Origin of the sequence: Nocardioides thalensis, from assembly GCF_013410655.1 — a bacterium.
Classification (GTDB): domain Bacteria; phylum Actinomycetota; class Actinomycetes; order Propionibacteriales; family Nocardioidaceae; genus Nocardioides; species Nocardioides thalensis.
The window spans coordinates 251,800-268,122 of sequence record NZ_JACCFP010000001.1; the positions used below are offsets into that span (position 1 = coordinate 251,800).

At 70.6% G+C, this 16,323-nt stretch carries 14 protein-coding genes; all 14 read left to right on the top strand.

All coding sequences use genetic code 11. From position 1 onward, the window contains the following. The first annotated feature begins 12 nt into the window (after window positions 1-12). Genes HNR19_RS01235 through HNR19_RS01300 form a run of 14 tightly spaced genes read left to right on the top strand, consistent with a single transcriptional unit; the run spans window position 13 to window position 16,267 of the window. Window positions 13-567 (top strand): NuoB/complex I 20 kDa subunit family protein, encoded by a 555-nt coding sequence (locus tag HNR19_RS01235; protein ID WP_179666179.1) that lies wholly within the window; start codon window positions 13-15, stop codon window positions 565-567. Beyond that, window positions 564-1,289, top strand: a complete 726-nt coding sequence (locus HNR19_RS01240; RefSeq protein ID WP_179666180.1) for an NADH-quinone oxidoreductase subunit C — start codon at window positions 564-566, stop codon at window positions 1,287-1,289. The genes HNR19_RS01235 and HNR19_RS01240 overlap by 4 nt, the downstream gene beginning before the upstream one ends. Beyond that, window positions 1,286-2,635 (top strand): NADH-quinone oxidoreductase subunit D, encoded by a 1,350-nt coding sequence (locus HNR19_RS01245; RefSeq protein WP_179666181.1) that lies wholly within the window; start codon window positions 1,286-1,288, stop codon window positions 2,633-2,635. Before HNR19_RS01240 ends, HNR19_RS01245 begins: the two co-directional genes overlap by 4 nt. Next, window positions 2,635-3,432: an NADH-quinone oxidoreductase subunit NuoE gene (gene nuoE / locus HNR19_RS01250; RefSeq protein ID WP_179666182.1), complete on the top strand. Its 798-nt coding sequence runs from the start codon at window positions 2,635-2,637 to the stop codon at window positions 3,430-3,432. Before HNR19_RS01245 ends, nuoE begins: the two co-directional genes overlap by 1 nt. Beyond that, window positions 3,429-4,739 (top strand): NADH-quinone oxidoreductase subunit NuoF, encoded by a 1,311-nt coding sequence (nuoF, locus tag HNR19_RS01255; protein ID WP_343046999.1) that lies wholly within the window; start codon window positions 3,429-3,431, stop codon window positions 4,737-4,739. The genes nuoE and nuoF overlap by 4 nt, the downstream gene beginning before the upstream one ends. After that, the gene (locus HNR19_RS01260) at window positions 4,736-7,162 is read left to right on the top strand and encodes an NADH-quinone oxidoreductase subunit G (protein WP_179666183.1); all 2,427 of its coding nucleotides are present in this window, start codon (window positions 4,736-4,738) and stop codon (window positions 7,160-7,162) included. Before nuoF ends, HNR19_RS01260 begins: the two co-directional genes overlap by 4 nt. After that, window positions 7,159-8,475 (top strand): NADH-quinone oxidoreductase subunit NuoH, encoded by a 1,317-nt coding sequence (gene nuoH / locus HNR19_RS01265; protein WP_179666184.1) that lies wholly within the window; start codon window positions 7,159-7,161, stop codon window positions 8,473-8,475. The genes HNR19_RS01260 and nuoH overlap by 4 nt, the downstream gene beginning before the upstream one ends. Further along, window positions 8,468-9,097: an NADH-quinone oxidoreductase subunit NuoI gene (nuoI, locus tag HNR19_RS01270; protein ID WP_179666185.1), complete on the top strand. Its 630-nt coding sequence runs from the start codon at window positions 8,468-8,470 to the stop codon at window positions 9,095-9,097. The genes nuoH and nuoI overlap by 8 nt, the downstream gene beginning before the upstream one ends. Then, a complete protein-coding gene (locus HNR19_RS01275; RefSeq protein ID WP_179666186.1) occupies window positions 9,094-9,912 on the top strand; it encodes an NADH-quinone oxidoreductase subunit J in 819 nt (272 codons plus the stop codon). The genes nuoI and HNR19_RS01275 overlap by 4 nt, the downstream gene beginning before the upstream one ends. A 3-nt stretch (window positions 9,913-9,915) precedes the next feature. Continuing rightward, window positions 9,916-10,209 (top strand): NADH-quinone oxidoreductase subunit NuoK, encoded by a 294-nt coding sequence (gene nuoK, locus HNR19_RS01280; protein ID WP_179666187.1) that lies wholly within the window; start codon window positions 9,916-9,918, stop codon window positions 10,207-10,209. Window positions 10,210-10,216: 7 nt separating this feature from the next. Continuing rightward, complete coding sequence (gene nuoL / locus HNR19_RS01285) at window positions 10,217-12,130, top strand: NADH-quinone oxidoreductase subunit L (RefSeq protein WP_179666188.1); 1,914 nt, start codon at window positions 10,217-10,219, stop codon at window positions 12,128-12,130. Further along, the gene (locus HNR19_RS01290) at window positions 12,130-13,650 is read left to right on the top strand and encodes an NADH-quinone oxidoreductase subunit M (protein ID WP_179666189.1); all 1,521 of its coding nucleotides are present in this window, start codon (window positions 12,130-12,132) and stop codon (window positions 13,648-13,650) included. Before nuoL ends, HNR19_RS01290 begins: the two co-directional genes overlap by 1 nt. Then, the gene (nuoN, locus tag HNR19_RS01295) at window positions 13,650-15,245 is read left to right on the top strand and encodes an NADH-quinone oxidoreductase subunit NuoN (RefSeq protein ID WP_179666190.1); all 1,596 of its coding nucleotides are present in this window, start codon (window positions 13,650-13,652) and stop codon (window positions 15,243-15,245) included. The genes HNR19_RS01290 and nuoN overlap by 1 nt, the downstream gene beginning before the upstream one ends. Then, window positions 15,242-16,267, top strand: coding sequence for a polyprenyl synthetase family protein (locus tag HNR19_RS01300; RefSeq protein WP_179666191.1), 1,026 nt, complete (start codon window positions 15,242-15,244; stop codon window positions 16,265-16,267). Before nuoN ends, HNR19_RS01300 begins: the two co-directional genes overlap by 4 nt. Window positions 16,268-16,323 lie beyond the last annotated feature (56 nt).

Consider the following 16,323-nt stretch of genomic DNA (forward strand, 5'->3'; position numbering starts at 1 on the left):
GTAGCTGCACTCATGGGTCTTGAAGAGAAGCTCCCGAGCGGAGTCCTGCTCACCACGGTCGAGGGTGTGGCCGGCTACATGCGCAAGGCCAGCTTCTGGCCGGCGACGTTCGGCCTGGCCTGCTGCGCGATCGAGATGATGACGTCCGGCGGGCCGAAGTACGACCTCGCCCGCTTCGGCATGGAGGTCTTCCGCGCCAGCCCGCGGCAGGCCGACCTGATGATCGTCGCCGGCCGCGTGAGCCAGAAGATGGCTCCGGTCCTGCGCCAGATCTACGACCAGATGGCCGAGCCCAAGTGGGTGCTCGCGATGGGCGTGTGCGCGAGCAGCGGCGGCATGTTCAACAACTACGCGATCGTGCAGGGCGTCGACCACGTCGTCCCCGTCGACATGTACCTCCCCGGGTGCCCGCCGCGGCCCGAGATGCTCATCGACGCGATCCTCAAGCTCCACGACAAGGTCCAGCACACCAAGCTGGGCGCCAACCGCGAGGCGCAGATCCGCGAGCTGGAGGCCGAGGGTCTCGTCGCCCTGCCGACGAGCGACATGAGGGGCATGCTCCGGTGACCGACGCGGACAAGAAGGCCGACCAGCCGGCCGAGGCCGTCGAGCAGCCCGCCGTCGACCAATCGCCGGAGAACGTCCCCGCCCCCCGCGACGAGATCCGCCAGGTCGGCGAGCGCCGCGGCATGTTCGGCACCAGCGGCACCGGTGACACCAGCGGGTTCGGCGGCCTGGTGTCGGCGGTCGTGCTGCCCGGCGCGGCGCAGCGGCCGTACGGCGGCTGGTTCGACGTCGTGGCCGACGGGCTGGACCCGCTCATCGACCAGGTCGTGATCCACCGGGGCGAGATCACGTTCCACATCTCGCGCGACAATCTGCTCGCGGCGGCCAAGCTGCTGCGCGACGACCCGGCACTGCGCTTCGAGCTGTGCTCGGGCGTCAGCGGCGTGCACTACCCGGGCGACACGGGCCGCGAGCTGCACGCCGTCTACCACTTCACGTCGATGACCCACAACCGGCGGATCCGGGTGGAGGTCAGCGTCCCCGACGCCGACCCGCACCTGCCGTCGCTGTGCGGCGTCTACCCCGCCGTCGACTGGCACGAGCGCGAGACGTTCGACATGTTCGGGCTCGTCTTCGACGGCCACCCGGCCCTGACCCGGATCCTCATGCCCGACGACTGGCCGGGCCACCCCCAGCGGAAGGACTACCCGCTCGGCGGCATCCCCGTCGAGTACAAGGGCGCGTCCATCCCGCCGCCGGACCAGCGGAGGAGCTACTCGTGACCACAGATCAGGATCTCTACGCAGGCACGTCCGAGACCAGCGAGGGCAAGGTCTTCACGGTCAGCGGGCAGGACTGGGACGAGATCGCGTCCGGCCTCGCGGCCGAGGGCGGCGACGCCCAGGAGCGGGTCGTCGTCAACATGGGCCCGCAGCACCCGTCGACGCACGGCGTGCTCCGCCTGATCCTCGAGCTGGAGGGCGAGACGGTCACCGAGGCCCGGTGCGGCATCGGCTACCTGCACACCGGCATCGAGAAGAACATGGAGTACCGCTCCTGGACGCAGGGCGTCACGTTCTGCACCCGGATGGACTACCTCTCCCCGTTCTTCAACGAGATGACCTACGTCCTGGGCGTGGAGAAGCTCCTCGACATCGAGGACGACATCCCCGAGAAGGCCCAGGTCATGCGGGTCCTGCTCATGGAGCTCAACCGCATCTCCTCCCACCTGGTCTGCATCGCGACCGGCGGCATGGAGATCGGCGCGCTGACCGTGATGACGATCGGCTTCCGCGAGCGCGAGCTGGTGCTCGACCTCTTCGAGCTGATCACCGGGCTGCGCATGAACCACGCGTTCATCCGGCCCGGCGGCGTCGCGCAGGACCTCCCTCCCGGTGCCCTCGACGAGATCCGCGGCTTCGTGGAGCTGATGAAGAAGCGGCTCCCCGAGTACGCCGCGCTGTGCAACGCCAACCCGATCTTCAAGGCGCGCCTCGAGGGCGTGGGCCACCTCGACCTCGAGGGCTGCCTCGCTCTCGGCCTCACCGGCCCGGTGCTGCGCAGCACCGGCTACCCGTGGGACCTCCGCAAGACCCAGCCCTACTCCGGCTACGAGACCTACGACTTCGACGTGCAGACCTGGGACACCGCCGACTCCTACGGCCGGTTCCGGGTGCGCCTCAACGAGATGCACGAGTCGCTGCGCATCATCGAGCAGGCCGCCGACCGCCTCGCCAAGCTCGAGGGCGCGCCGGTCATGGTCGCCGACAAGAAGATCGCGTGGCCCGCGCAGCTCGCGATCGGCAGCGACGGCATGGGCAACAGCCTCGACCACATCCGCCACATCATGGCGGAGTCGATGGAGGGCCTGATCCACCACTTCAAGCTGGTCACCGAGGGTTTCCGGGTCCCGGCTGGCCAGGCCTACGTGCCGATCGAGTCCCCCCGAGGCGAGCTCGGCGCCCACGTCGTCTCCGACGGCGGGACCCGCCCGTTCCGCGCGCACTTCCGTGACCCCTCGTTCAACAACCTCCAGGCCATGGGCGTGATGAGCGAGGGCAGCATGATCGCCGACGTGATCGTCGCGATCGCCAGCATCGACCCCGTGATGGGAGGCGTCGACAGGTAATGGCGCTCGACGACAAGACGATCAGCGAGCTTCGCGAGATCGCGGACCGCTACCCGGAGAAGCGCTCCGGCCTGCTGCCGATGCTCCACCTGGCGCAGTCGGTCGAGGGTCGCATCACTCCCGAGGCCATCGAGGCCTGCGCCGACATCCTCGACATCTCGGCGGCCGAGGTGAGCGGCGTCGCGACCTTCTACACGATGTACAAGCGGCACGGCGTCGGCGACTTCCACGTCGGCGTCTGCACCAACACGCTGTGCGCGGTCATGGGCGGCGACGCGATCTTCTCGCGCCTCAAGGAGCACCTCGGCGTCGGCAACGACGAGGTCGCCGAGAAGCGCCAGGGCGACCAGTACTCCGTCAGCCTCGAGCACGTCGAGTGCAACGCCGCCTGCGACTACGCCCCGGTCGTGATGGTCAACTGGGAGTTCATGGACAACCAGACCCCCGAGTCGGCGGTCACCATGGTCGAGTCGCTGCGCACCGGCAACGACGTCCACTCCACGCGCGGTCCCAAGCTGTGCACCTGGCGTGAGGCCGAGCGCGTGCTCGCCGGATTCCCCGACGGCCGGGTCGACGAGGGCCCCACCGCCGGCGAGGCGAGCCTCGCCGGGCTCCGCATCGCGCGCGAGCGCGGCTGGAAGGCTCCGGAGGGTACGGCGACCGCGGCCGCCGTCGCGGCTCCCGAGAGCAAGCAGGGCGCGGTCGCCGAGGCCGACACGAGTCGCGCCGAGTCCGAGACGGTCGACGAGAAGGCGAGCTCCACCGAGTCCGGGGCCGAGAAGAAGGAGGCGCAGTGACCGACGTGCTGACTCCGGTGCTCACGGACATGTGGGACGTCGACCGCGGGTGGACGCGGGCGGCGTACGAGGAGAAGGGCGGCTACGGCGCGCTCGACAAGGCGTTCGCGATGTCGCCCGACGACGTCATCACCGCCGTCAAGGACTCCGGCCTCCGCGGTCGCGGCGGCGCGGGCTTCCCGACCGGCATGAAGTGGTCGTTCATCCCGCAGGACAACCCCAAGCCCAAGTACCTCGTCGTCAACGCCGACGAGTCCGAGCCGGGCACCTGCAAGGACATCCCGCTGATGATGGGCAACCCGCACGTGCTCGTCGAGGGCGTGATCATCAGCTCCTACGCGATCCGCGCCAACAAGGCGTTCATCTACATCCGGGGCGAGGTCCTCCACGTGATCCGCCGGGTGCAGGCCGCCGTGCAGGAGGCCTACGACGCAGGCCACCTCGGCAAGAACATCCACGGCTCCGGCTACGACCTCGACGTCGTCGTGCACGCGGGCGCCGGCGCCTACATCTGCGGCGAGGAGACCGCGCTCCTCGAGGGCCTCGAGGGTCGGCGTGGTCAGCCGCGGCTCCGGCCGCCGTTCCCCGCCGTCGCCGGCCTCTACGCCAGCCCGACGGTCATCAACAACGTCGAGTCGATCAGCTCGGTGCCGAGCATCATCGCCAACGGTGCTGACTGGTTCGCGTCCATGGGCACCGAGAAGTCCAAGGGCTACGGCATCTTCTCGCTGTCCGGCCACGTGAAGCAGCCGGGTCAGTACGAAGCGCCCCTCGGCATCACCCTGCGCGAGCTGCTCGACCTCGCTGGCGGCATGCGCGCCGGCCACGACCTGAAGTTCTGGACCCCCGGCGGGTCCAGCACCCCGCTGCTGAACGCCGAGCACCTCGACGTACCGCTCGACTTCGAGGGCGTCGGCGCGGCCGGCTCGATGCTCGGCACCCGCGCGCTCCAGATCTTCGACGAGACCGTGTGCGTCGTGCGCGCGGTCCTGCGATGGACGGAGTTCTACAAGCACGAGTCCTGCGGCAAGTGCACGCCGTGCCGCGAGGGCACCTGGTGGCTGGTGCAGACGCTGGCCCGGCTCGAGAAGGGCGAGGGCAGCGAGGCCGACCTCGACCTGCTGCTCGACCAGTGCGACAACATCCTCGGCCGGTCGTTCTGCGCTCTCGGCGACGGCGCGACCAGCCCGATCTCGAGCTCGATCAACTACTTCCGCGACGAGTACCTCGCCCACCTGACGCAGGGCGGGTGCCCGTTCGACCCGGCGCGGTCCACCGCATGGGCAGGCCAGGAGGTGCACGCATGACCACGGCCCCGGAGCAGGCGACCGACCTGGTCAACGTCACGATCGACGGCATCCAGGTCGCCGTCCCGAAGGACACCCTGGTGATCCGCGCCGCCGAGCAGATCGGCGTGCAGGTGCCGCGCTTCTGCGACCACCCGCTGCTGGCGCCCGTCGGCGCCTGCCGCCAGTGCCTGGTCGACGTGCCCGACGCCGGCAACGGCCGCGGCTTCCCGAAGCCGCAGGCCTCCTGCACCCTTCCGGTCGCGGAGGGCATGGTGGTCAATACGCAGGTGACCAGCCCGGTCGCCGACAAGGCGCAGCAGGGCGTCATGGAGTTCCTGCTGATCAACCACCCGCTCGACTGCCCCGTCTGCGACAAGGGCGGCGAGTGCCCGCTGCAGAACCAGGCGATGTCCAACGGTCGCGGCGAGTCCCGGTTCTCCGGCGGCGACAGCCCGGGCGGCGCCCACAACACCAAGCGCACCTTCCCGAAGCCGATCAACCTCTCGCCCAACGTGCTGCTCGACCGCGAGCGGTGCATCGTCTGCCAGCGCTGCACGCGCTTCGCCGACGAGATCGCCGGCGACCCGTTCATCGCGCTCGTCGAGCGCGGGGCGCAGCAGCAGATCGGCATTGCCGAGGACGCCCCGTTCCTCTCCTACTTCTCCGGCAACGTCATCCAGATCTGCCCGGTCGGCGCGCTGACCTCGGAGGAGTACCGCTTCCGCTCCCGCCCCTTCGACCTCGTCTCCACGCCGGGTGTCGCCGAGCACGACGCGTGCGGATCCGCGATCCGCGTCGACCACCGCCGCGGCAAGGTGATGCGCCGCCTCGCGGGCAACGACCCAGAGGTCAACGAGGAGTGGATCACCGACAAGGACCGCTACGCGTTCGCCTACGCGCACGGCGACGACCGGATCACCTACCCCCAGGTGCGTGACGAGGACGGTTCGCTCCGTCCCGCGTCGTGGCCCGAGGCGTTCGCGGTCGCGGCGCGCGGCCTGGCCGCCGCGAAGGAGGCCGGCGGGGTCGGCGTCCTCACCGGTGGCCGGCTGACCGCCGAGGACGCCTACGCCTACAACAAGTTCGCCCGCGTCGCGCTCGGCACCAACGACATCGACTTCCGCGCGCGCCCGCACTCCGCCGAGGAGGCGGCGTTCCTCGCCAGCCACGTCGCGCTGTCGACGGCGGTCACGTACGGCGACCTCGAGTCGGCGTCGCGGGTGGTGCTCGTCGGGCTGGAGCCCGAGGACGAGGCCGGCGCGATCTGGCTGCGGCTGCGCAAGGCGACGCGTGCCCGCCGCACGCAGGTCGTGGCGCTCGCGCCGTACACCACGCGCGGCCTGCGCAAGCTCGGTGCCCGCGTGGTGCCCACCGCGCCCGGCGACGAGGCTGGCGCGATCCGGTCGCTCCTCGAGCAGAGCGAGTACGGCGTCGACGCGTCCGCCGTGGTTCTCGTCGGCGAGCGTCTCGCCACCGTGCCCGGCGCCCTCGCCGCGGCCGCCGAGCTGGCCGCCAAGTCCGGCGCCCGGCTCGCGTGGGTGCCGCGTCGCGCCGGCGACCGCGGTGCCGTCGAGGCCGGCTGCCTGCCGAACCTGCTGCCCGGCGGCCGCCCGGTCGCCGACGCCGGTGCCCGGGTCGACGTCGCGACCGCGTGGGGCGTCGACCACCTGCCCGAGGCCGAGGGTCGCGACGGCGACGCGATCGTCGCCGCCCTGGTTGCCGGCGAGCTCGGCGGCCTGGTGGTCGCCGGGGTCGACCCGCGCGACACGGCCGACCCGGCCGCGACCCGGGCCGCGATCGAGGCCGCGGGCTTCGTCGTCGCGCTCGACCTCCGGTCCACCGAGGTCACGCAGGCCGCTGACGTCGTCCTGCCCGTCGCGCCGGTGACCGACAAGGCCGGCACGTTCGTGACCTGGGAGGGCCGCCCGCGTGCGTTCGCGCAGGCGCTCGCCAACCCGGCCTCGCTGCCCGACCTGCGCTCGCTCTCCGGCATCGCCGCCGAGATGGGTGCCCCGCTGGGGTTCCGCACCGTCGAGGAGGTGCGGGCGGAGATGGAGAGCCTCGGGCCGTGGGACGGCGAGCGACCGGGTCTCGATACGCCCTCGCCTAGCGGCTCGGACTACTCGACCAACCTGGGCGAGGCGTTGCGGCTGGCGAGCTGGAAGCAGTCGGTCGACAACGGCGTGATGCAGGACGGCGACAAGTACCTCAAGGCCACCGCTCGCCCGCCGGTCGCGCTGGTGTCGACGGCGACGTTCGACCAGCACGGCGCGACCGTCACGCTGACCGGCGACCGCGGGTCGGTGACGCTGCCCGCAGAGGTCGCCGACGACCTGGTCGACGGCGTCGTCTGGGTGCCCGCCAACTCGTTCGGCAACGGCGTGCTGGCCGACTTGGCCTCGCCGGGCTCGACCGTCACGATCAGTGGAGGTGAGGCATGAGCCTCGACGCGTTCGGCAACGACCCCTGGTGGGTCGTCGGCCTCAAGACGCTGTTGATCTTCGTCGTCCTCGTGCTGCTGACGCTCTTCAACATCTGGTGGGAGCGCCGCGTCGTCGCCCGGATGCAGCACCGCATCGGGCCCAACGTGCACGGCCCGTTCGGCCTGCTGCAGTCGCTGGCCGACGGCGTGAAGCTGGCGCTCAAGGAGGACCTGACGCCGAAGGCCGCCGACAAGGTGGTCTTCATCCTCGCGCCGGTCATCGCCACCGTGCCTGCCTTCGTGACGTTCGCGGTCATCCCGTTCGGGCCCGAGGTGAACTTCTTCGGCGAGCACACGCCGCTCCAGCTGACCGACATGCCGGTCGCCGTGCTGTTCGTGATGGCGATCGCGTCGATCGGCATCTACGGCATCGTGCTCGCCGGCTGGTCGAGCGGGTCGACGTACTCCCTCCTCGGCGGCCTACGCTCCAGCGCGCAGATGATCTCCTACGAAGTCGCTATGGGCCTGGCGCTCGTCTCGGTGTTCCTCTACGCCGGCTCGATGTCGACCAGCGAGATCGTCGCCGCCCAGGACGACCTGTGGTTCGGGCTGATCCTGCTGCCGTCGTTCGTGATCTACACGATCGCGATGGTCGGCGAGACCAACCGCGCGCCGTTCGACCTGCCCGAGGCCGAGGGCGAGCTGGTCGGCGGCTTCCACACCGAGTACTCCTCGCTGAAGTTCGCCCTGTTCTTCCTCGCCGAGTACATCAACATGGCGACGGTGTCGGCGCTCGCGACCACTCTGTTCCTGGGCGGCTGGCACGCGCCGTTCTGGATCGACGAGGTCTGGGCCGGCGCCAACTCCGGCTACTGGCCGGTGCTGTGGTTCTTCGGCAAGGTGATGTTCTTCATCTTCATCTTCATCTGGCTCCGCGGCTCGCTGCCCCGGCTGCGCTACGACCAGTTCATGGCGTTCGGCTGGAAGCGCCTCATCCCGCTTGCGCTGGTGTGGACCGTGGCCGTGGCGTTCATGCGGCTCGCCCGCAACGAGGGCTGGCTCGACCAGGACACGCTGCAGGAGCCGCGCACGCTCGCGATCCTCGTGGGTGCCATGGTCGTGCTGCTGCTGGCGACCTTCCTGCTGCCGGAGAAGGGCGCCAAGGCCGAGGCCGCGGCGACGACGGACGGCCCCGCCCGCACGGGCGGCTTCCCCGTGCCGCCGATGCCCGCCGGCGGCGCGGTCCGTGGCGCGGCGCAGCCGCTGGTGTTCGAGAGCAACGTGACCAAGGTGACCGACGTGAGGGAGCCCGAGGAGTCAACGCATGGCTGAGCAGTCGCAGAAGGGCCCGTCCCTCAAGGAGCAGTTCTGGGACCCCGTCGCCGGCTTCGGCGTCACGTTCCGCACGATGTTCCGCAAGGTCGTCACGGAGCAGTACCCCAAGGAGAAGTTCCCGACGGCGCCGCGGTTCCACGGCCGCCACCAGCTCAACCGGTGGCCCGACGGCCTCGAGAAGTGCGTCGGGTGCGAGCTCTGCGCCTGGGCCTGCCCGGCCGACGCGATCTACGTCGAGGGCGCGCAGAACGACGACACCCCCGACGCCGACGGCAACAGCCAGCGCTACAGCGCCGGCGAGCGCTACGGCCGCGTCTACCAGATCAACTACCTTCGCTGCATCCTGTGCGGGCTCTGCATCGAGGCGTGCCCCACCCGCGCGCTGACGATGACCAACGAGTACGAGCTGGCCGACGACAACCGCGCCGACCTGATCTACGAGAAGTCCGACCTGCTGGCGCCGCTGCTGCCCGGCATGGAGCAGCCGCCGCACCCGCAGCGGCTGGGCGACGAGACGGCCTACTACCGGGGCGAGAACGCGGCGACCCCGGTCGACGCCGGCGACCGACCGGCGGCCTCCGTCGCGGCCCAGGCGCCCTCCCAGGAGGAGACCGCATGATCGCGTTCTGGATCCTCGCCCCGCTGATGGTGGTCGCGGCGCTCGGCATCCTGTTCGTCCGCAAGGCCGTGCACGCCGCGCTGCTGCTGGCGGTCGTGATGATCAGCCTCGCCGTGCTCTACGCCGTCCTCGAGGCGCCGTTCCTGTTCGCGGTCCAGATCATCGTCTACACCGGCGCGATCCTCATGCTGTTCCTCTTCGTGCTCATGCTGGTCGGCGTCGACGCGTCCGACTCGCTCGTCGAGACGCTGCGCGGCCAGCGGCTGATGGCCTGGATCTCGGGTGTGCTGTTCGCCGTCGTGCTCCTGGTCGGGCTCACCCAGATCACCCTCGGCAGCTCGGCCGGGCTCGAGGAGGTCAACGCGGGCGGCAACGTGCAGGCGCTCGCCGACGTGCTCTTCTCCCGCTACGTCTTCGCGTTCGAGGTCACCAGCGCCCTGCTGATCACCGCGGCCGTCGGGGCGATGGTGCTCGCCCACCGCGAGCGCCTCGCGCCCAAGGAGTCGCAGGCCGACATCGCGGCGCGCCGGGTGCGTGACTTCAGCGAGAAGGGCGCCCACCTCGGCCCGCTGCCGCCGCCGGGCGTCTACGCCCGCCACAACGCGGTCGACACCCCCGCCCTGCTCCCCGACGGTACGCCGGCAGCGGCCTCCGTCTCGCGGGTCCTGGCCGCGCGCGGCGACATGCGTGCCCCCGCGGGCTACGCCGACGACATCGACGAGGTCACCGGCGAGCTCGGGCAGGACCCGAGCCGGATGCCCGAGACCAGTGGCAAGGACTCCGCCACGGCGTCGAGCGAAGAGGATGTGAAGTGACCGATGACTGAGTACGTCGTCCTGAGCGCGATCCTCTTCACCATCGGCAGCATCGGCGTGCTCACGCGCCGCAACGCGATCGTGGTGTTCATGTGCGTGGAGCTGATGCTCAACGCCTGCAACCTCGCGTTCGTCGCGTTCGCCAAGCAGCACGGCAACCTCGACGGCCAGATCGCCGCCTTCTTCGTGATGGTGGTGGCCGCGGCCGAGGTCGTCGTCGGGCTCGCGATCATCATGACCATCTTCCGGACCCGTCGCTCGGCCTCGGTCGACGACGCCAGCCTCCTGAAGTTCTGAGGTAGCAATGCACGAGGTTCCCGTGGTCCACCCTGTCGACGCCGACGGCGTGTTCTCGCTGCTGTGGCTGATCATCGCGCTGCCGGCGTTCGGCGCCGCGGTCCTGCTGCTCGTCGGCAACCGGCGCAGCCAGGCCTTCGGCCACTGGCTCGGCCTGGCGACGATCTCAGGGTCGTTCGTGCTGAGCCTGGTCATGTTCTTCACGCTGCTCGGGCGTGACGAGCACGAGCGCCAGGTCGGCCAGCACCTCTGGACCTGGATCGAGACCGGTGGCCTCGACATCGGGATGGACCTGCTCTACGACCCGCTGTCGGCGCTCTTCCTGCTGCTGATCACCGGCGTCGGCTCGCTGATCCACCTCTACTCCGTGGGCTACATGGCTCACGACCCGCGTCGGCCGCGGTTCTTCGCCTACCTCAACCTGTTCGTCGCGGCGATGCTGATGCTGGTCCTCGCCGAGAACTACGTGGGGCTGTTCCTCGGCTGGGAGGGCGTGGGCCTCGCGTCGTACCTCCTGATCGGCTTCTGGCAGCACAAGCCGTCGGCGGCCGCTGCCGCCAAGAAGGCGTTCGTGATCAACCGGGTCGGCGACATGGGCATGTCGCTCGCGATCTTCCTGTTCATCGCGACGTTCGGCTCGACCAGCTTCACGGTCATCAGCGCCCAGGTGCACGGCGCGTCCGAGGCCACGCTGACCTGGCTCGGGGTGCTGCTCCTCATCGGCGCGTGCGGCAAGTCGGCGCAGGTCCCGCTCCAGTCCTGGCTCCTCGACGCCATGGAGGGCCCGACCCCCGTCTCCGCGCTGATCCACGCGGCCACGATGGTGACGGCCGGCGTCTACCTGATCGTCCGGTCCAACTTCGTCTTCGAGCTCGCCCCCGACGCGCAGACCGCCGTCGTGGTCGTGGCCACCGTGACGCTGCTGTGGGGTGCGATCATCGGGTGCGCCAAGGACGACATCAAGAAGGGCCTCGCCGGGTCGACCATGAGCCAGATCGGCTACATGATGCTCGGCGCCGGCCTCGGTGTCGCCGGCTACGCGTTTGCGATCTTCCACCTGCTCACCCACGGGTTCTTCAAGGCCAACATGTTCCTGGGCGCCGGCTCGGTCATGCACGCGATGGACGACGACGTCGACATGCGCCACTACGGCGGCCTCCAGAAGCTGCTGCCCGTCACGTTCCTGACGTTCGCGATGGGCTATCTCGCGATCATCGGCTTCCCGGGCTTCTCCGGCTTCTGGTCCAAGGACAAGATCATCGAGACGGCCCTCGTCGAGAACTGGGTGGTCGGCGTCTGCGCGATCCTCGGCGCCGGCATCACCGGCTTCTACATGACCCGGATGATGCTGATGACCTTCTTCACCGAGAAGCGGTGGGCGGACGGCGTGCACCCGCACGAGTCGCCGAAGGTGATGACGATCCCGCTGATCGTGCTCGCCGCGCTGTCGGTCCTCGGCGGCTTCCTGCTGCTCGGTGACTGGATCACCGAGTGGCTGACGCCGGTGGTCGGCCACGCCGCCCACCACGACCCGCCGATCCCGGCGCTCGCGGTCACCGCGATCATCGTGGTGGTGGTCGCGTGCGGTGCGGCCCTGGCCTGGTTCCTGGTCGGGCGCAACGAGGTGCCGCGCGAGGCTCCCACCGACGTGTCGTTCGCGACCCGCGCCGCCCGCGCCGACCTCTACGGCGACGCGATCAACGACACTCTCGTCGTGCGCCCCGGCGCCGGCCTCACCCGCGCCCTCGTCGCGGGCGACCGCGCGGTCGTCGACGGCGCCTTCATGGGCGGCGGCACCGTCGTGAGCGGCGTCGGCCAGGGCGTGCGGCGCCTGCAGACCGGCTACGTCCGCTCCTATGCCCTCTCCGTGCTCGGCGGCGCCCTGCTGCTGGTCGTGACCCTCGTGGCGGTGAACCTCTGATGCTCTCGGTCCTGATCCTGCTGCCGCTGGTCGGCGCGATCGCCGTCGCGTTCCTGCCGCGGCACCTGAGCAAGCTGCTCGGCCTCGCGGTCTCGGCGGCGACGCTGGTGCTCGCGGTCGTGGCGGCCTTCCGCTTCGACGTCGGCGGCGGCATGCAGCTCGAGGAGGAGCAGCCGTGGATCGAGGCGTTCGGGGTGCACTACGCCCTCGGCCTCGACGGGCTGGGCCTGCTGATGGTGCTGCTCACCGTCGTCCTCGTCCCGCTGGTGCTTGCGGCGGAGTGGACCAAGGCAGACGACGCCGCGGGTGGCGGAGCGCGGGCGTTCGTCGCCTGGACCCTCGCCCTCGAGGGCCTGTCGCTCGCGGTGTTCTGCGCCACCGACGTCTTCCTCTTCTACGTCGTGTTCGAGGCGACGCTGATCCCGGCCTACTTCCTCGTCGGCGGCTTCGGCCGCGAGGGGCGTGGGGCCGCGGCCGTGAAGTTCCTGATGTTCCAGCTCGCCGGTGGGTTGGTGCTCCTCGCCTCGGTGATCGGCCTGTACGTCGTCTCCGCGGAGTCCGGCGAGCCGTCGTACCTCCTGTCGGACCTGATGGCGCTCGACATCGACACGACCGCCGGCCGCTGGCTGTTCGCCGGTTTCCTGTTCGCGTTCGCGGTGAAGGCACCGCTGTTCCCGCTGCACACCTGGCTGGCCGACACCACCGAGAAGGCGACCCCCGGCACCTCGGTGCTGCTGGTCTGCGTGCTCGACAAGATCGGCACGTTCGGCATGCTGCGCTTCTGCCTCGGCATCTTCCCCGAGGCCTCGGAGTGGGCGACCCCGCTCGTCGTCACCCTGGCGCTGATCTCGATCGTCTACGGCGCGTTCGTGGCGATCGGGCAGGACGACGTGCTCCGCCTGATCGGCCTCACCTCGCTCAGCCACTTCGGCTTCATCACCCTCGGCATCTTCGTGATGACCCCGCAGGGCGGCTCGGGCGCGGTGCTCTACATGGTCAACCACGGCCTCGGCACGGCCGTGCTGTTCCTCGTCGCCGGCTACCTGCTCCAGCGGCGCGGCACCACGTTGATCAGCGAGATGGGCGGCATCGAGAAGGTCACCCCGGTGCTCGCCGGACTGTTCCTTGTCGCCGGCTTGGCGACGCTCGGCCTGCCGGGCCTCAGCCCGTTCGTCTCCGAGTTCCTCGTGCTGGCCTCGGCGTTCGACTACGCCTGGTACGTCGGCGCGATCGCCGTCACCGGCATCGTGCTGGCCGCGATCTACGTGCTCTGGCTCTACCAGCGCACGATGACCGGTCCGACACCGCCCGAGGTGGAGGCCACCCCCGACCTCGGCTGGCGTGAGATCGGCGCGGTCGCACCGCTCGTGCTGGCGCTGGTGGTGTTCGGGTTCTACCCGGCGCCGCTGCTCGACGCCGCCAACCCGATGGTCGACGAGCTGTTGGCCCACGTCGGGGTCGAGGACGACGGGCCGACGGTCCCGGCCGAAGAAGCCGTTCCCGCGGAGGAGGGCCACTGATGCTCGAGTTCACCAAGCCCACCATCGAGTACGTCGAGCTGCTGCCGCTGCTGATCGTCCTCGGCGGCGCCTGCCTCGGCATCATCCTCGAGGCGTTCCTGCCCCGCGGGAAGCGTTGGCTGCCGCAGGTCGCGCTGACCCTGGTCACCATCGGCGCAGCGCTCGGTTCGACCATCTGGCTCGCCACCGACCTCGAGGAGCGCGCGGACGGCGCCGCCCGCGGCCTGGTCGGCGCCGAGGGCAGCATCATCGTCGACGGCCCGAGCCTCTACCTGTGGGGCCTGATCCTCGTCTTCGCGCTCGCCGGCACCGCGCTCTTCGCGGAGCGCCGCCTCGAGCACGGGGTCTCCGCGTTCGCGGGCCAGGCCGCCGCGCTGCCCGGCTCCGAGGCGGAGCGGGAGTCGTCGGCCCAGGGCCTCGAGCACACCGAGATCTACCCGCTGCTGCTCTTCGCCGTCAGCGGCATGCTGCTCTTCCCGGCCTCCGGCGACCTGCTGATGATGTTCGTCGCGCTCGAGGTGCTCTCGCTGCCGCTCTACCTGCTCTGCGGGCTGGCGCGCCGTCGCCGGCTCCTCAGCCAGGAGTCCGCGCTCAAGTACTTCCTGGTCGGCGCCTTCTCCTCCGGCTTCTTCCTGTACGGCGCCGCGCTGGTCTACGGCTACGCCGGCTCGGTCACCTTCGCAGGCATCAACGAGGCCGTGCGCAACAGCGCCGGCGACCGCACGCTGCTGCTCGCCGGCATCGCGCTGCTCTCGGTCGGCCTGCTGTTCAAGGTCGGCGCGGTCCCGTTCCAGTCGTGGACGCCGGACGTCTACCAGGGCGCCCCCACGGCGGTGACCGCGTTCATGTCCGCCGCCACCAAGGTCGCCGCGTTCGGTGCCCTTCTGCGGCTGCTGTACGTCGCGTTCGGGGCCGAGCGGTGGAGCTGGCAGCCGATGCTGTGGGTGGTCGCGATCGCGACGATGATCGTCGGCGCCGTGCTGGCCGTCGTGCAGACCGACGTCAAGCGGATGCTGGCCTACTCCTCGGTCGCCCACACCGGTTTCCTGCTCACCGGCGTGCTGGGCGTGCAGAGCGCCGGCGACCTCGCCGAGGGGCAGTACACCTCCCTGGAGGGCGTGCTCTTCTACCTGACGACCTACGGGTTCGCCACGGTCGGCGCGTTCGCGATCGTCAGCGTCGTGCGCGACGCCGGCGGCGAGGCCACGGGCTACACCCGCTGGGCGGGCCTCGGCAAGCGCTCGCCGCTGGTCGCCGGGGCGTTCGCGTTCTTCCTGCTGTCCATGGCCGGGATCCCGCTCACCGCGGGCTTCATCGGCAAGTGGGCGGTCTTCACCTCGGCGATGTCCGCCGGAGCCTGGCCGGTGGTCCTGGTGGCGATCGCGGCGAGCATCATGGCCGTGTTCTTCTACGTCCGGCACATCCGGCTGATGTTCTTCTCCGACCCGGAGCCGGGCGAGGTGGGAGCGGTCAGCAACCCGTCGGTCCTGACGACCGCCACGGTCGCGATCTGCCTCGCGGCCACGGTCGTGCTGGGCGTCGTACCGGGGCCGGTGCTCGACCTGGTGACCCGTACGGGAGACTTCATCAGGTGAGACCACCTGCTGCATCCGCGAGCGACCTGGCGCTGCCCATCGACGACGCCGCGCTGGCGGAGCGGTTGCGGGCCCGGCTGGCGAAGGTCGAGACAGCGCTGTTCGAGCACGCCCAGAGCCGCGCGCCGTTCGTCACCGAGGCGGCCCGCCACCTGCTCAGCGCCGGCGGCAAGCGGTTCCGGCCGCTGCTGGTGCTGCTCGCCGCCGAGACCGGCGACCGGCCCGACGCCGACGAGGTCATCCAGGCGGCGTGCGTCGTCGAGATCACCCACGTTGGCTCGCTCTACCACGACGACGTCATGGACGAGGCCGCGCTGCGCCGCGGCGCCGACTCCGCCAACTCGCGCTGGGACAACCTGGTCGCGATCCTCACCGGCGACTGGCTCTTCGCGAAGTCCTCGGAGCTCACCGCCGCACTCGGCCCGGAGGCCGTGCTGATCCAGGCCGAGACGTTCGGCCGCCTCGTCGAGGGCCAGATCCTCGAGACGGTGCCGCCCGGGCCGGGCGACGACCCGCTCGCGCACCACCTCGAGGTGGTCGCGGGCAAGACCGGCTCGCTCATCGCCACGTCCGCGCGCTACGGCGCGATGTTCGGCGGCGCGTCGCCGGAGGTCGTCTCCGCGCTCACCGAGTACGGCGAGCTCGTCGGCACCGCCTTCCAGCTTTCCGACGACATCCTCGACATCGCCTCCGACTCCGAGGAGTCGGGCAAGACCCCCGGCACCGACCTGCGCGAGGGCGTCCCGACGCTGCCGGTGCTGATGGCGCGCGCCTCCACCGACCCCGCCGACGCGCGGCTCCTCGAGCTGCTCGACCCGGAGCAGAGCGACCTGGCGGCCGACGACGCCCTGCACGCCGAGGCGCTCGACCTCCTGCGCAAGCACCCGGCCATGGACGAGGCCCGTGCCTACGTCGTGGCCCGCGCGCAGGAGGCGAAGGCGCTCCTCGTCGCGCTGCCGGAGGGGTCGGTCCGCACGGCGCTCGAGGCGTTCGCCGACGTCGTCGCGACGCGCACGGCGTAGGTAGCAGCCTGCGCGGGTGACGTCGCGCGCCGCGGTTGTCGAGGTTCGTACGGCTG

Excerpts from the sequence above, each read along its gene's own strand:
- HNR19_RS01275 (WP_179666186.1), top strand. The coding sequence starts at position 9,094 with ATGATCGCGTTCTGGATCCTCGCCCCGCTGATGGTGGTCGCGGCGCTC.
- HNR19_RS01260 (WP_179666183.1), top strand. The coding sequence starts at position 4,736 with ATGACCACGGCCCCGGAGCAGGCGACCGACCTGGTCAACGTCACGATC.
- nuoN (WP_179666190.1), top strand. The coding sequence starts at position 13,650 with ATGCTCGAGTTCACCAAGCCCACCATCGAGTACGTCGAGCTGCTGCCG.
- nuoH (WP_179666184.1), top strand. The coding sequence starts at position 7,159 with ATGAGCCTCGACGCGTTCGGCAACGACCCCTGGTGGGTCGTCGGCCTC.
- nuoI (WP_179666185.1), top strand. The coding sequence starts at position 8,468 with ATGGCTGAGCAGTCGCAGAAGGGCCCGTCCCTCAAGGAGCAGTTCTGG.
- nuoK (WP_179666187.1), top strand. The coding sequence starts at position 9,916 with ATGACTGAGTACGTCGTCCTGAGCGCGATCCTCTTCACCATCGGCAGC.
- nuoE (WP_179666182.1), top strand. The coding sequence starts at position 2,635 with ATGGCGCTCGACGACAAGACGATCAGCGAGCTTCGCGAGATCGCGGAC.
- nuoL (WP_179666188.1), top strand. The coding sequence starts at position 10,217 with ATGCACGAGGTTCCCGTGGTCCACCCTGTCGACGCCGACGGCGTGTTC.
- HNR19_RS01290 (WP_179666189.1), top strand. The coding sequence starts at position 12,130 with ATGCTCTCGGTCCTGATCCTGCTGCCGCTGGTCGGCGCGATCGCCGTC.
- HNR19_RS01235 (WP_179666179.1), top strand. The coding sequence starts at position 13 with ATGGGTCTTGAAGAGAAGCTCCCGAGCGGAGTCCTGCTCACCACGGTC.